Origin of the sequence: Candidatus Pelagibacter sp. HIMB123, from assembly GCF_052048195.1 — a bacterium.
Classification (GTDB): Bacteria; Pseudomonadota; Alphaproteobacteria; order Pelagibacterales; family Pelagibacteraceae; genus Pelagibacter.
Window position 1 is genome coordinate 1 of record NZ_JBNAIL010000022.1, and the last position, 14,673, is coordinate 14,673.

The 14,673-nt window shown below is 31.3% G+C and carries 14 protein-coding genes; 2 read left to right on the plus strand and 12 right to left on the minus strand.

Annotated features, from left to right (window positions below; translation table 11 throughout):
• Both rpsP and ffh read right to left on the minus strand, forming a co-directional pair.
• Nucleotides 1-318: 30S ribosomal protein S16 (rpsP, locus tag ACTTBL_RS05505; RefSeq protein ID WP_440643969.1), on the minus strand; the 318-nt coding region annotated here is incomplete at its 3' end.
• A gap of 12 nt (nucleotides 319-330) precedes the next feature.
• A complete protein-coding gene (ffh, locus tag ACTTBL_RS05510) occupies nucleotides 331-1,689 on the minus strand; it encodes a signal recognition particle protein (protein ID WP_440643970.1) in 1,359 nt (452 codons plus the stop codon).
• A 160-nt stretch (nucleotides 1,690-1,849) separates the two neighbouring features.
• Here ffh and dapF point away from each other — a divergent pair, with 160 nt between their 5' ends.
• Both dapF and ftsY read left to right on the plus strand, forming a co-directional pair.
• Nucleotides 1,850-2,674: a diaminopimelate epimerase gene (gene dapF / locus ACTTBL_RS05515; RefSeq protein ID WP_440643971.1), complete on the plus strand. Its 825-nt coding sequence runs from the start codon at nucleotides 1,850-1,852 to the stop codon at nucleotides 2,672-2,674.
• Complete coding sequence (ftsY, locus tag ACTTBL_RS05520; protein WP_440643972.1) at nucleotides 2,674-3,591, plus strand: signal recognition particle-docking protein FtsY; 918 nt, start codon at nucleotides 2,674-2,676, stop codon at nucleotides 3,589-3,591. The genes dapF and ftsY overlap by 1 nt, the downstream gene beginning before the upstream one ends.
• Here ftsY and ACTTBL_RS05525 read toward each other — a convergent pair.
• The 10 genes from ACTTBL_RS05525 to ACTTBL_RS05570 all read right to left on the minus strand — a co-directional run bounded on the left by ACTTBL_RS05525 (nucleotide 3,584) and on the right by ACTTBL_RS05570 (nucleotide 14,647).
• Entirely contained in the window at nucleotides 3,584-4,147 is a 564-nt protein-coding gene (locus ACTTBL_RS05525) for a hypothetical protein (RefSeq protein ID WP_440643973.1), read from the minus strand. The genes ftsY and ACTTBL_RS05525 overlap by 8 nt on opposite strands.
• 48 nt (nucleotides 4,148-4,195) lie before the next feature.
• Nucleotides 4,196-5,014 (minus strand): alpha/beta hydrolase, encoded by an 819-nt coding sequence (locus ACTTBL_RS05530; protein WP_440643974.1) that lies wholly within the window; start codon nucleotides 5,012-5,014, stop codon nucleotides 4,196-4,198.
• Nucleotides 4,998-6,236: an MFS transporter gene (locus tag ACTTBL_RS05535; protein WP_440643975.1), complete on the minus strand. Its 1,239-nt coding sequence runs from the start codon at nucleotides 6,234-6,236 to the stop codon at nucleotides 4,998-5,000. Before ACTTBL_RS05535 ends, ACTTBL_RS05530 begins: the two co-directional genes overlap by 17 nt.
• Nucleotides 6,237-6,239: 3 nt before the next feature.
• Nucleotides 6,240-8,891, minus strand: a complete 2,652-nt coding sequence (locus tag ACTTBL_RS05540; RefSeq protein WP_440643976.1) for a TRAP transporter large permease subunit — start codon at nucleotides 8,889-8,891, stop codon at nucleotides 6,240-6,242.
• A 3-nt stretch (nucleotides 8,892-8,894) separates the two neighbouring features.
• Nucleotides 8,895-9,878: a TRAP transporter small permease subunit gene (locus ACTTBL_RS05545; RefSeq protein ID WP_440643977.1), complete on the minus strand. Its 984-nt coding sequence runs from the start codon at nucleotides 9,876-9,878 to the stop codon at nucleotides 8,895-8,897.
• A 71-nt stretch (nucleotides 9,879-9,949) separates the two neighbouring features.
• Nucleotides 9,950-11,074 (minus strand): TRAP transporter substrate-binding protein, encoded by a 1,125-nt coding sequence (locus tag ACTTBL_RS05550; protein ID WP_440643978.1) that lies wholly within the window; start codon nucleotides 11,072-11,074, stop codon nucleotides 9,950-9,952.
• A 128-nt stretch (nucleotides 11,075-11,202) separates the two neighbouring features.
• Nucleotides 11,203-11,379 carry a hypothetical protein gene (locus tag ACTTBL_RS05555; protein WP_168189255.1) on the minus strand — a complete coding sequence of 59 codons (177 nt, stop codon included), beginning with the start codon at nucleotides 11,377-11,379 and terminating at the stop codon, nucleotides 11,203-11,205.
• The gene (locus tag ACTTBL_RS05560; RefSeq protein ID WP_440643979.1) at nucleotides 11,380-12,708 is read right to left on the minus strand and encodes an amidase; all 1,329 of its coding nucleotides are present in this window, start codon (nucleotides 12,706-12,708) and stop codon (nucleotides 11,380-11,382) included.
• A gap of 3 nt (nucleotides 12,709-12,711) precedes the next feature.
• Nucleotides 12,712-14,073 carry a TRAP transporter large permease gene (locus ACTTBL_RS05565; protein ID WP_440643980.1) on the minus strand — a complete coding sequence of 454 codons (1,362 nt, stop codon included), beginning with the start codon at nucleotides 14,071-14,073 and terminating at the stop codon, nucleotides 12,712-12,714.
• On the minus strand, nucleotides 14,063-14,647 hold the full coding sequence (locus tag ACTTBL_RS05570) for a TRAP transporter small permease subunit (RefSeq protein ID WP_440633105.1): 585 nt from the start codon (nucleotides 14,645-14,647) through the stop codon (nucleotides 14,063-14,065). Before ACTTBL_RS05570 ends, ACTTBL_RS05565 begins: the two co-directional genes overlap by 11 nt.
• Between the last annotated feature and the right edge of the window lie 26 nt (nucleotides 14,648-14,673).

A 14,673-nucleotide genomic window follows, 5' to 3' on the forward strand; every position in this document is an offset into this window, starting at 1 on the left:
ATCCTCTTCTTTTTTATTTCTTTCTTTTTTTGGTACCGCTTTGTTTGGATTATTTCCATTAGCCGGCATAGGAATTAATTCATTCTCTCCTAAAATTCTTGCTACTCTCGTTGTTGGTTTAGCACCTTGACCCAACCAATATTTTATTCTTTCAGCTTCAAGGCCTACTCTTTCCTTTTTTTCTTTTGGTAATAGAGGATTAAAAAAACCAACCTTCTCTATAAATCTTCCGTCTCTTGCAAAACGACTGTCTGCAACGACAACCTTATAAACAGGACGTTTTTTTGTTCCACCTCTTGATAATCTTAGTTTTAACATTTCTTCTCCTTTTTACTTTAATTGGTTAAATAGCTCTGGCGGTATACCTTTGTCAGAAATACCTTTCAGATTTCCTTTTGACATCTTTTTCATCATTTCAGACATCATTTTAAATTGCTTAAGCAATTTATTGATAGTGGCCGGATCTGTGCCAGAGCCATTAGCAATTCTTTTTTTTCTAGAACCATCAATTATTTTTGGGTTCTCTCTTTCTTTTTTTGTCATTGATAAAATAATAGCTTCATTTTTTGTAATTATACTTTCATCAATACCCGCTGAATCCATTTGAGATTTAATTTTTGAAACTCCTGGCATAAAAGACATAATTCCCTCAATGCCTCCCATTTTTTTCATTTGTCTTAATTGAGATAAATAATCCTCCATTGAGAATTGACCTTTTTTTAAATTTTCCTCTGCTTTTTTAAGATTTTCTTCTCCTAAATCTTGTGCAGCTTTTTCTACTAGAGATACGATATCTCCCATGCCAAGTATTCTGTTTGCAATTCTATCTGGATGGAATACTTCAAGATTATCTATTTTTTCACCTATCCCTAAAAATTTGATTGGAACGTTGGAAACGTATTTCATACTCACTGCAGCTCCACCCCTTGCATCACCATCAGCCCTAGTCAAAATAATTCCAGATAAATTAACTGTATTCTTAAATTCTTTTGCCACTGAGGCTGCAACTTGACCTGTTAGAGAGTCTGCAACTAAGAAGGTTTCTGTTGGATTAATCACAGCTTCAATTTGCTTAATCTCACTCATCATTTGTAAGTCGATTTGAGTTCTACCAGCAGTATCAAATAAAATTATTTCAGCTCCATTTAAATTAGCAGCACTTATTGCTCTTCTGCAAATATCAGCAGGTTGCTGGCCTTCTATAATAGGTAAAGTTAAAATATTATTTTGTTCTCCTAAAGATCTAAGTTGTTCTTGTGCAGCCGGTCTATAAATATCTAAACTGACCATCATTACTTTTTTCTTTTTATTATTTTCTAAAAATTTTGCTAATTTTGCTGTTGTGGTCGTTTTACCTGAACCTTGTAGTCCAACTAACATCATTGGCACAGGAGGTACTGCGTTTAAGTTTACTTCATTATTTGTAGAACCTAATAAGTCTACAAGCTCATCATAAACAATTTTAACAACCATATCCCCTGGTGAGGTAGACCTTATAATCTCTTGGCCTAATGCTTTTGGTTTAACTTTTTCGATAAAATCTTTTGCAACATCTAAAGAAACATCTGCTTCGAGCAAAGCTTGTCTAATGCCTCTTAAGCCTTCATCTACTTGAGCCTCATCAAGTGAAGGTGACTTTTTTAGAGAAGAAAAAATTTCTTCAAATTTATTTGTTAAATTTTCAAACATATTTATTACGCATAGCAGTAACGCACTAGTGGGCGAACCCTCGCTGACTAGTGTCGATCTCTTTGTTTCCAAAGACACCGCAAAGTTAATGTTTTTGCGGAAACGGCAACAACCTATAATAGAGGTTCAAAAAGTCAATAAATAAGTTAAATATCTATATATGGATATTAAAGCTTTTAAAATGGACGGTTTAGGTAATGATTTTGTCATCATAGATAATAGGCAAACAGTAACAAATTTGACGAAAGAGCAAATAATAAAAATTTGTGACAGAAAATTTATTGGTTGTGACCAACTAATCTTGATTAAAAAAAATGATATTTCAGATGCTTCATTAGAATTTTATAATTCAGATGGAGGAATGTCTGGGGCGTGTGGAAATGGTACACGATGTATTGCTGATTTATTAGGCAAAGAAAATAACAAAAAAGAAATTGTCCTAACAACTTTATCTGGCAAATTAAAATCAAATATTGTTGGAGACAAAATAGTCTCTACGGAAATAGGTGTTGCAAAAACTAAATGGAATGAGATTCCATTATCCAAAGAATTAAACACTAATAATTTAGGAATTAAAATTAATGATAAAAATAATAAAGAATTTTCTGGTGGAACAGCTGTAAATGTTGGTAACCCACATGTAATTTTTTTTGTCGATAATAACGAAAATTTTGAAATAGAAAAAATTGGACCAAAAATTGAAACCCACTCTCTATTTCCAGAAAAATGTAATTTTACTTTAGCAACTGTTGTTAACAAAGAATTGATAAAAGTTAGAGTGTGGGAAAGAGGAGCTGGACTTACCAAAGCTTGTGGAACTGCAGCTTGCGCAACAGCTTTTGCCGCAAAACAAAACGGATTGATAAATGATAAAGTTGATATCGAATTTTCTACAGGTAGATTGACAATTTCAATTGATGAAAACAATAGTATTCATATGAAAGGACCAGTTTCAGATATTGAGGAGATAAATTTTAAAATTTAATGGGAATTTTTGAAAAATTTAAATCAGGTTTTAAAAAAAGCGCCTCAGCTTTTACGACGGGTTTAAGAGATATAGTTGTAAAAAAAGAGATTGATGACAAAACATTAGACAAAATTGAAGATTACTTAATTCAATCAGATGTTGGTATTGTTTCGGCCTCAGAAATAAGAGAAATAATTTCTCAAACAAAAATTGATCCAAATAAAGATTTAACCGAAGAAATAAATAATATTTTAAAAAATTATATTATTTCAATAATGAAACCTTTAGAAAATATTGAATTCTTTAAAAAAAAAGAAAAATTAAATGCAACATTAATTTCAGGTGTTAATGGTGTTGGAAAAACAACTACTATTGGAAAAATAAGTAAAATATTAAAAGGTAATGGAAACAAAGTAATGCTTGCCGCATCAGATACTTTTAGAGCGGCAGCTATAGAACAACTAGAAAATTGGGCGAACAAAGTTGATGTTCAAATTACAAAATCATCTCAAGGCTCTGATCCTGCATCAGTTGCCTACAAGGCTATTGAAGAGGCATTAAACAATGATTTCAATCAAGTTTTAATCGATACAGCTGGGAGATTGCAAAATAAAAAAAATTTGATGGAAGAATATAAAAAAATTGCAAACGTTACTAAAAAAATTGATCCTGATGCTCCACATGATGTTATTTTGGTTTTGGATGCAACTTCAGGTCAAAATGTAATTAATCAAGTTGAAGAATTTAATAAAATTATTCCAATAACTGGTCTTATTATGACAAAGTTAGATGGTACAGCAAAAGGAGGTATCCTTTTAGCAGTTGCTAAAAAATATAAACTACCAATTATTGCCCTTGGATTAGGTGAAAAAGAAGATGATTTGCAAATTTTTGATGCCAAAAAATTCGCAGAAGCATTTACTCAAATTAATTAATTAAGGTACTAGAAATTAAAGGTTTATAAAAACTACACTTATAATTTTCTTTAAATTCATAATGTCCACAATTTTTAGCTATCGAAGAAATAATAAAATCAAATTTTCCGTTTACGGGATAAAGCTCTAACTTTTTTTTAACAATATCAAATTTAAAATTGGCTTTTAAACTTTTTACAGCACTAATCATCACCAGAGTTTTATTATCTTTTAAAAGATAATATGCAAAATCATCTGGGAAAACTGGGAAATCATACTCTTGCAAAAAATATTTTGCAGTTTTGGGAAACCATTCATAAGAGATTAATGGCAAAGACTCTTTTGTATTATAGTTATAAATATAAAGATCTTTTGGAAAATCATTAATATAATTTGAATTTTCTCCTCGAGCCAAGACGGCTTTTTCGCGGGTTTTAAAATATAATGCAAAATTTTCATCATGTGAATTCATTTGATCAATATGAAAAAGGCTATCTACTGATGCTAAATTTTCTTTAGCATTTGATAAATTACTTAAAGAAAAGAAGATAATAAAAAATATGATAAGATTTTTCATAATGTAACTTAAAAAAAAAATTTGAGTTATATTTGTTTAGATTGTGGCTTAATTTAAACTATCAACAAATGATTTAAGAGCTAATACAAGTTTATCATCATATTCCATCATATGATCGTCATATTTTGTAAAATATGAATATTTGGGTTCACTTGCTAAATTAAAAATTTTTTTACCCATCCAAAATGGAACTATTTGGTCAGCCTCACCATGCATTACTAAAACTGGGATATTAATATTTTTAATTTTTTCATTATTTTCATACTTATCCTTTAAAATTAAACCTACTGGAATATATGGATAAAAATTTTTCGCAGCCTCTATCATTGATGTGAAGGGCGTTTCTAAGATTAATCCTGCAAAATTTTTATTCTGAGTAATTTCAGTAGCAATTCCAGTTCCTAATGACTCCCCATAAATAATTATATCTTCTTCATTTAGACCTTTTTCTTTAAGCCAATTTATTGCACTAGCACCATCAATATAAAGACCCTTCTCACTTGGTTTTCCTTTATTTCCACTAAACCCTCTCCACGCAATAATTAAAAAATTAACGTCCATATCTTTAAAATGATTTAATTTATGGATTCTGTTTTCAAGTGTCCCTGCATTTCCATGAAAATAAACTATTGTTTTATAACTTTTTAAATTTTTATTATGAAACCAGCCTAAAAGATTAATATTATCTGTTGTTTTAATAGTAACTTTTTCAATGTTAACTTCTAAATTATCTCCAGAATAATTATTCTCATCAGGATGATACATTAAATTTCTTTGAAAAAAGAATAAGAAAACTAATATAATTAAATAAATTGCAATAATACCAAAAAATAATTCCAAAAAAAAATTCCTACGTTTTGTTTTCATATTTTTTTCTATTTAATATTAAAAAAAATATATAAGAAATAATACTTAAGATTAAGAAAACAGAAAAAGCAGATTTAAACGCAAATATTTCTGTATGCCCCATACCTTTAACAATATCTATGACTAAGCCCATTAACCATTGCATTATGAATGTTCCTGCAAATATTAATAAATTGAATGAAGTTAGTGCTTTGCCAGCAGAATAACCTGAAAAAGATAGTCCCACAGCTGGCTGTGTAACTGATAAAAAAATTGAACTTAAAATAAATAAAGTTATGTAGAATGCTCCCGCTTTTGGGCCTAACAATATAATCACAAACATTACAAAAAAACTAATTGGCAAACCTAATTTAAGTATTCTTTTTGCAGTAAAACCTATACCTGAAATTTTTGGTAAAAAATAACCCCACAAGAAAAAAGATACCAACATAGTTACATTGATCCAAAACAATCCTGTAGCACTTTGAAGTGGTGTATAACCAGCAACTCTAGTCATCCATGGGCCTGCCCATAAAGTTTGTATAGCCATTAAGCCCCCATAATTAAATAAGCCCATTGGAATTACACTTATAAAAAATCTATTTTTCCAAACTTCTGATAAGGTTCCAGTATTACTTGGCTCTTCTGACTCTTTATTTTTAGTTAAATTCCATTTTGGAATAAAAACTAACATTAAAAAAATACTAATTAAAATTAAGATAGCGATACCACCAAATATCCATCTCCATCCAAAACTAGGTAATAAAAGTTGTACAGGCAATGTGGATGACAAAAAACCTAATGATGCAATCATTAGCATCCATGAGTTTGCTCTTTGTTGTTGATTTTCTGCATACCATATTCTGTAACCAGTTAATGGAGCCATTAAACAAGCACTAACACCTACACCGATTAGAATTCGCGAAACTAATAATCCAGAAAAACTTTCAGCTAAAGCAAATGATCCTGTTCCAACTAATGCAATTAATAAAAAAGAAGAGACAATTTTTTTTGGTCCATATTTATCTAACAAATATCCAAGGGGTATTTGCATACAAGCAAAACCTAAAAAATAACCTCCAGCTAATAATCCTAAATCAGCTGCTAATAAATTAAATTCTGAGGTTAATACTGGTGAAAGTGTTGCAGTAATTGCACGTAACAAACATGATAAAAAATAACCAAATGCAAATACAAAAAAAACAATAATAGCCTGTTTTTTTGGTAAAATATAATTTTCCATTAATTAAAAGTTTAAAGATATATCTCTATGAACTGAGTTACACCTAGCAACAAATTTAGCTTGTTCTTTAGTTAATCTGTTTTGAAGTCTAAGACCAATATTATGTTTGATAACATCATTATATTTTATTAATTCAGGCATCAAATTCTTATTAGCATCATCTCTCCATGAAACTTCTAAATTGAAAAGATCAAAAGTCTCTGAACTTACTTCAGACAATTTTTGCTCATCTACCTCATCATTATCTATAACAGATATTAGGTCGTCTAGTTTATTTGCGAATTCTTCAGTTCCAGAAATTTCTGCTAGTTTTTCAAAAAGATTATCAATTACTGATATTGCGTTCTCATAATTTTTATTATCAATATTATATTTTAATTCTTTTATTTCTGGCGAAAGTTCTTTTAATTTATCATTATCATTTATAAACATTACTATTTGATTTAAAGTTTCATAAGCTTCATCAACGTTTTTTCTATATCTTTTAGTTCTTGTGTTTTTTGCTTTGTGCAAAATTTCAAACTCGCCATTTTTTGTCTTCCAAGTTTCAGGAATTTTATTTTGAAGTTCATTAATTTCTAGTTCATAATTCTCAATTCTTAATTCTAATTTATTTTTATCTGCTAAATTATCATCGTTTAAATTTCTTATTTCAGCTTTTGTTTTTTTTATTTTCTCATCTATTTTTCTAATTTTTTTCTGAATTTTTCTTACATTGAAATGTAAATCCCTATAATCTTTAGAAAATAATTCGTATTCTTCCTCAGTTTTTTGAAGTTTTTTAACAATAGCAAATGTCCCTAAAGCATTATCAAAATGCTCTTCAAAAATATCTAATTTATCTATTGGAAGATTTTCAGGTGTCAATTTTTGTATATCTTTTATTGCATTAGTAATTCTTTCTTCTTCATTGTTATAAATTGCGAATTTATACTCTTGTAAACAATATTGAAGTTTTGGATTCATTGGTGGTGGTGCAACGTTTGATGTTAAATACGTCCTTGCTGGTAAATAATTTACTAATGATGGATAGAAACCAACAATTCCAAGACCTATTAATTGTAAAACAATAAATGGAACAACTCCCTTCCAAATATTTAAAGTAGTAACAAGTTTTGAAGCCACACCTTTTAAATAAAATAATGCAAAACCAAATGGAGGTGTTAGGAATGATGTTTGTAAATTTACACCAATCATTACACCAAGCCAGATTGCGCTAACATTTGCTCCTGGTTCAGCAAGTAATATTGGAGCAATAATAGGAACAACAACAACAGCTATTTCAATAAAATCAAGAAAGAAACCTAATAAAAATATCACTGCCATTACAACAATAAACTGAGTCCAAAATCCTCCTGGTAAGTCTTGAAGAAAATCTCTAACTAACTCTTCACCTCCAAATGCTCTAAATCCAGAAGTTAACATTGCAGCACCTAATAAAATTATAAACACCATTGAAGTAGTTACACAAGTTTCTGTAACGACTTCTCTTAAAACATTATCAATTTTGTATGCTCTCCAAAAACTCCAGATTATTCCAACAAGAAAAGTGATAGTGAAAAACCCTGCTATAAAAATTGCTGCAAGATCCCTAGTTTCTACAGCCTTAATATTTAAATTGTAATTCTTAGATAAAATGTAAATTGGTATGACAGATAAGATTGCAATTATAATTGGATAATAAGCATCTTTTTTTCCTTTGTGTAAACGGTAACCAGCCATCATAGTTGCACCTATTGCTCCAATAGATCCAGCTTGATTAACAGTAGCAATACCCAAAAGTATAGATCCTAAAACTGCAAAAATTAATGCAAGAGGCGGAATAATTACCATTAAAACCTTAATCCAAAATTTAGTATCGAAATTTCCTCTAAATGGAACAGGAGGAGCAGCCTTAGGATTTAATCTTGCATATACAAACACATAAAGCATATACAAACCAACTAATACTAATCCAGGTAATAACGCTCCAAGAAACATGTCTCCTGCAGAAGTAGAGCCCACTCTGAATTCTCCGGGCATATTAAATTCACCAGTTAAAATTTTGTAATCAGTCTGACGCATAGTGTTTGCAACGTCTGCTGCACTAGCTAATTGATCAGCTATAATGATTAATACAATTGAAGGAGGTATAATTTGTCCAAGAGTTCCGGAAGAACAAACAATTCCACTAGCAAGACTCTTGTCATATTTATTATTAAGCATTGTGGGTAATGAAATTAATCCCATTGCTATTACTGTTGCGCCAACTATACCTGTGGTAGCCGCAAGTAAAGCTCCAACAAAAATAACTGATATTCCTAGGCCTCCAGGGATTGGCCCAAACAACTGTCCCATGGTAACTAAAAGATCTTCTGCAATTTTTGATTTTTGCAACATGATCCCCATAAAGATAAATAAAGGAATAGCAATTAAAGTATCGGTTTCTACATCCCAGTAATTACTCCTAAAGTTTGTTATTCCAGCAGTTAACCATTCTTTAGGTCCATCAACAGCAAAATAAGCACTACTATCTCCTGCGAATAAATAACCAAAAAAAGCAGCTAGCCCTATCGAAATTATTGCTGATCCAGGTAAAGCAAAAGCTACTGGAAAGCCTGAAGCTAAAGCTCCGATCATTATAATTACTAGTAAAGCTAAAAATAAATGTTCCATTATTTAATTCTTCAAAAGTTTATGACTGCTACTCATAAAGTAGCTAGTAAATTGAGTTAACATACTTACAGCAAATACTGCTAAATAAACCGCCATCAAATAAAGTAAATACAATCCATTTGAACCTTGTTGAGTAATTTCAAACGAAATTACTGGACCATTAATGATACTAGCTTTACCGCCCATGCCTAAAAAAATAACTATCAAACATAGAGGAATTCCTAGAATTAAAGAACCAATTGCATTAGTCCATGCCTTTTTGCGTTCACTAAAACCAGTGTAAAGAACATCAACTCTTACATGACCTTCATGGATCAATGCATATGCACTTGCAAAAAGATAAAGAGCTGCATACCAAAAACGAACCAAGTCACCTTGGAATGCTTGTTCGTATTGAAAAATAAATCTAGATATTACAATTAAAAATTCACTCCCAACTACCAAGACTGCTAACCAAATAAAACCTACTGATCTGGTGAAATAACCAATTACGAACGAAATTAATATTAATGGAAAATGTATATATGTAATCCTAAAAGCAGGTATTACTAAATTAATCTTAAGCTGTTCACCAAAAATAGGTTCTACCAATTTTTCAACGACCATAAATGAAATTAAAAGGTCTGCCACACCAACAATCAAAACTGCCCAAAAAGAAGATCTTACAATGTAGGCTGTTATATTGGTCAAAATCTCAGAGTCTTTTTGCAATGATTGTTTTAAAGACTTAAAAACAAAAAAAATAACAGCAACAAGTGAGATAAAATAAAATATTAATTGAAGATAAGAAAGATTAATGGCCAATCCTTCTAATGGTTTATTTAATTTTTTAAATCCAAAAAATTGATAATGTGAAAAAAGTTTTTTAACTCCTGGCCAATCAAACCAAACTGTTAAAACATTATTAATTAAAAAAACTAATGTTAAAGCCAAGATAGAATAACTAAATATTCTTATTAAAATAGATAAGTTTTTTCTCGCTATCATATTAAAAAACTTTTAATGATATATAAAAAGAGGGCCCGTTTAAGGGCCCTCTAGTGTTAATTAGAATTAAATTATACTCCTAATGCTCTATTTCTTTGAGAAATATATGGTGAGTCAGACAAGTTAGTCCATGCACCAATTTCCTTACGACCTTTAACAAAAGCAGCATGTACTTTCGCAGCAAGAGCACTATGTTGCTGAACTTCATCAAAAACTTCTGCAGCACCTTTAGCGAAAGCATCGTAAACTTTGTCATTAAACTTCTCAAGTTTAACTCCACTTTCATTAACTAAACGAGCAAGTGCAGCTCCGTTTTTAGCATTGTATTCAGCCATTGTAGTTGTGTCAGCCCAATCACAAGCAGTTTTAATAATTAACTGATCTGATTTTGACAAACTAGTAAACCAAGATTTGTTTACTCCACAAGCTAGTGTAGATCCTGGTTCATGCATTCCTGGATAGTAATAATACTTAGCAGCTTCCTGGAACTTCATAGCTTCATCATTCCAAGGTCCTACCCATTCTGTTGCATCAATTGCACCTGACACAAGGTTTTCATAAATTTGTCCACCAGGTAGTGAAATTGGAGAACCACCTAGTTTTCCAAGTACTTGTCCACCTAATCCTGGCATACGCATTTTTAAACCTTTAAAGTCATTCGCTGATCTAATTTTCTTATTAAACCAACCACCCATTTGCACTCCAGTATTACCAGCTGCAAAACTTTGTGTTCCGAAATCATCTGTTAATTCGTCCCAAAGTTCTTGTCCACCAGCAAATTTTAACCACGCATTCATTTCAGCATATGTGAAACCAAATGGAACCGCAGTAAAATAACCAAAAGCAGGGTGTTTTTTAACCCAGTAGTAATCAGCACCGTGATACATTTGCGAGTTACCTGATGCAACTTCGTCAAATGAGTCAAATGCTTTTACCCTTTCGTTAGCAGCATAATAAGTAACTTGAATTCTACCGTCACTCATATCGCTTAATCTTTGAGCAAGTCTTTGTGCACCAGTTCCTAGGCCTGGAAAATCTCTAGGCCAAGTAGCTACCATAGAAGCTTCAACTCTTTCTTTGGCAACAGCTGGAGCAGATAAAGCAACAGCAGCAACACCAGTTGCAGCTGCAGTTTTAAAGAACTTACGTCTTGAAGGTGATTTAGAAACCTTCAATGATTTTTTTTCTTTAATCATTAGTCTCTCCTCATATAAGTTAATTAACTTTCGCAAGTTAATTACAAATAAAAGTTTAAGTCTATAACAAAAATAGCTCAAGCTACTGGTATTACAATCTGAGGTAGTAAATTAGAGATTAATTAAAATTATTTTTTGTCAAAAAAGGCTTCGTACACCATCATAAAAATTGCAATTGCCATCAATATATAAACTGGCAAGACATCTAGGAAACCAATCATAGTTGATCTTGTTAAAGTGGTAGCTAAGCCAACTAGAAATGCAGTTGCAAGTAATGTTCCTAAAAATACTGTAAACTTTTGCATTTAATTATTACATTCCTTTTCTAGCCAATTAGCAACACCTAAAAATCTATGATCATCATATTTTGCACCAACTAATTGTACACCTAATGGCATTTTATCCTCTCCTTGTAAAAGTGGAAGAGAAATGCTTGGAGTTCCTAAATAGGACCATACTTTATTAAACTCTGCAGAGCCTGTACTCTTCAAGCTTTTTGGAGCAACACCTGGACTTGATGGTGATAATACACCATGATAATCCTCAAAAACTTCTTCATAAGACTCGTAACTTCTTTTCATAAAATCAACAGCTTCTGCATAATCCTTTGCTGAATGTTTATTACCTCTAATTATTGCATCTTGCATAATTTTAGATAATTTTTTTTTATATTTTTTAAAATAGAGTGAAAAATTATTTGCAAGATCTGTGTCATAAATAATTTGATGATATTTATGGATATCTTTGAAATATGATGGGGTATCAAAAACTTCAATATTTTTTTTAAATGATTTAATAAAATATTCAAAAGATTCTCTAGATTTTTTTTCAACCAATTTCCAGTAATCTGTTTTGTAAAAAATAAACTTAGGTTCAAATAAGGGACCTTTCTTAGTTTCATTTAACATATTTTCAGCTGAATAATGAACTGATGCAGTATCGAATTTATCCTTTTTAATAAGTGTCTTTGCAAGGAGTGCAACGTCTTCTACTGATCTTCCAAAAACACCAACATGATCTAATTTTTCTGAAGTTTTAAGAACGCCATTTCTAGAAATTAATCCGTAAGTTGGTTTATATCCAACTACACCACAATAAGATGCTGGTCTAATTATTGATCCACCAGTTTGTGAACCTACAGATAATGGTGCCATAAATGAAGCTACCGAAGCAGCAGATCCACTTGATGAACCACCAGGTGTTCTAGAATAATCATGTGGATTAGTTGTTTTTGCAGGTCCTAAATAAGCTAGTTCTGCTGTTGCTGTTTTTCCCATCACAATCGCTCCAGCAGAAATTAACAATTCAATTATTTCAGCATTTTGTGAATATGATTTTCCTTTTCGAATTACAGTTCCACATTCTGTTGGCATATCAAGTGTTCCAACTATATCTTTAACTGCCACGGGAATTCCATGAAGTGGTCCAAGAGGTTTTCCTAATCTACGATGTTCATCGGCTTCAGCTGCTTTTTCTAGTAAAAGTTTTTTATCAAAGTGTGCCCATGCTTTTATATCTTTTTCAAATTTATTTATTCTATCAATATATATTTGGCACAATTCTACTGAAGAAATTTGAGCGTCTTTAATTTTTTCAACAAGTTCTTCAACTTTTAATGAAAATACATCTGTCATTTTTTATTGAGCAAATAAAGTTTCTGGCAACCAAAGAGCAATACCAGGAAACATATACATTAAAAACATTGCAAAAATTACAATTGCTAAGAAAGGCATAATCCCTCTAAAGATATCTAAAAGTTCTACATTAGATTTTTGGACTCCTTTTAAATAATATGCCGACATTGCCATTGGTGGGGTTAAGAAAGAAGTTTGCAAATTTAAAGCAATCAACATCGCAAAGAAATATGGATTAACGCCAAATACCTCTAATAATGGCAAGAATATAGGAACAAAAATAATCAAAATTTCAGTCCATTCTAAAGGCCACCCTAGAAGAAAAATAATTATTTGAGTGATAATTAAAAACTGCCAGGTAGTAATATTTATAGAAGTAAAGAAGTGTTCAAATACTTCGTGTCCACCTAAGTAAGAAAATACTGATGAGAAAGTCCATGAACCAATAAACAACCACATGATCATTGCAGTTGTCTTAGCTGTTAAAAATACAGACTCTTTAAAGTTTTGCCATTTAAGTGTCTTATAAAACCAAGATAAAAGAATTGCTCCAAAAGCACCTGCCGCAGCTGCTTCCGCTGGAGTTGCAATACCTGCCAAAATAGTTCCCAAAACAAGCATGATTAAACCAAAAAGTGGAACGAAAGAAACTAAAACTTCTTTTAAAATTTCACCAGTTGGTGGGATATCCTCTTTTGGAGGCCTAGGGGCAATCGATGGATTTAACCATGCTCTAAATACTGCATATACAATATAAAGACCCGCTAAAAGTAAACCTGGAAATATTGCTGCTGCAAAAAGTCTTAAGGGTGATAGTTGAGCTATTACAGAATAAACAATTAGCATAATACTCGGTGGAATTAAAATTCCTAAACATCCACCAGCACAAATTATTCCTGATGCAAATTTTTTATCATATCCTGCCTTAACCATTGCAGGCCAAGCTAACAATCCCATTAAAGTTACAACTGCACCAATAATTCCTGTTGCAGTCGAAAATAATGTACAAGTGATTAATGCAGCTACCGCCATTGAAGCTGGAAGCCTATGTGCGGCTAATCTAATTGCAAAAAATAATTTAGCTACAATACCTGCTCTTTCAACAAGGTAACCCATAAATAAAAATAAGGGGACAGCTGTAAGAACGTTATTGTCCATCACTGTATAAGTATTTTGAACAAACAATTGGAATATACGATTGTCAAAAATATGCTCCATCATTGTTGCATCGTAATAAGCAAAATATCCAAAACCAATTCCCATAGCCATTAAAGTAAAAGCAATTGGGAAACCTAAAAGAACTGCAAACAAGAACATACCCATCATCAAAATTGCAATTTCTGGATTTGTTAAACTAAATAACATTTTTGTCGTCCTCTTCTTGAGCTGTTCTCATTAAAACTTGTTCTGTTTCTTCGGCAACAACCATTCTTGCTGGCCATTGTCCTGTTTGAATGCAAATTATAGATCTAAATACTTCACTAATACCTTGAATGATTAATAAAACTCCTGCGGCAGGAATCATTGTCTTTACCATATAAATTTGAATTTGCGCTGGACTACTCCAACTAGTCTCTTTAATTTTCCATGCTAAAGCAGCATATTCATAACCATAAAAAGCTAATGCAATAACACCAGGGAAAAAGAAAAGAAAATATAATACTAAATCAATCCAAGCCTGAGTTTTTTGACTAAATAATCTGTAAATTACGTCTCCTCTGACGTGTGACTCTGTTGCCAAACAATAAGCGCCTGACATCATTAAAATTGCTCCATACATCTGCATACTAAAATCAAAGTTCCAAAGTGTAGGTGCATTAAATACATAAGCCATTATTACTTCGTAAACAGTCCCTCCCATCAAAACTACGATGCACCAAGAAAAAGCTTTTCCCATTGATGTACTTAGAGTATCTGCAAATTGAATAAATGACTTCATATCAAAGAAATATATTAAAATATGTG

Bases quoted from the DNA above. Each gene is read 5' to 3' on its own strand.
- ACTTBL_RS05550 (WP_440643978.1), bottom strand. From the start codon at position 11,074: ATGATTAAAGAAAAAAAATCATTGAAGGTTTCTAAATCACCTTCAAGA.
- ACTTBL_RS05570 (WP_440633105.1), bottom strand. From the start codon at position 14,647: ATGAAGTCATTTATTCAATTTGCAGATACTCTAAGTACATCAATGGGA.
- ACTTBL_RS05555 (WP_168189255.1), bottom strand. From the start codon at position 11,379: ATGCAAAAGTTTACAGTATTTTTAGGAACATTACTTGCAACTGCATTT.
- ACTTBL_RS05535 (WP_440643975.1), bottom strand. From the start codon at position 6,236: ATGGAAAATTATATTTTACCAAAAAAACAGGCTATTATTGTTTTTTTT.
- ACTTBL_RS05565 (WP_440643980.1), bottom strand. From the start codon at position 14,073: ATGTTATTTAGTTTAACAAATCCAGAAATTGCAATTTTGATGATGGGT.
- ACTTBL_RS05525 (WP_440643973.1), bottom strand. From the start codon at position 4,147: ATGAAAAATCTTATCATATTTTTTATTATCTTCTTTTCTTTAAGTAAT.
- ACTTBL_RS05530 (WP_440643974.1), bottom strand. From the start codon at position 5,014: ATGAAAACAAAACGTAGGAATTTTTTTTTGGAATTATTTTTTGGTATT.
- ftsY (WP_440643972.1), top strand. From the start codon at position 2,674: ATGGGAATTTTTGAAAAATTTAAATCAGGTTTTAAAAAAAGCGCCTCA.
- ACTTBL_RS05545 (WP_440643977.1), bottom strand. From the start codon at position 9,878: ATGATAGCGAGAAAAAACTTATCTATTTTAATAAGAATATTTAGTTAT.
- ACTTBL_RS05560 (WP_440643979.1), bottom strand. From the start codon at position 12,708: ATGACAGATGTATTTTCATTAAAAGTTGAAGAACTTGTTGAAAAAATT.
- dapF (WP_440643971.1), top strand. From the start codon at position 1,850: ATGGATATTAAAGCTTTTAAAATGGACGGTTTAGGTAATGATTTTGTC.
- ffh (WP_440643970.1), bottom strand. From the start codon at position 1,689: ATGTTTGAAAATTTAACAAATAAATTTGAAGAAATTTTTTCTTCTCTA.
- ACTTBL_RS05540 (WP_440643976.1), bottom strand. From the start codon at position 8,891: ATGGAACATTTATTTTTAGCTTTACTAGTAATTATAATGATCGGAGCT.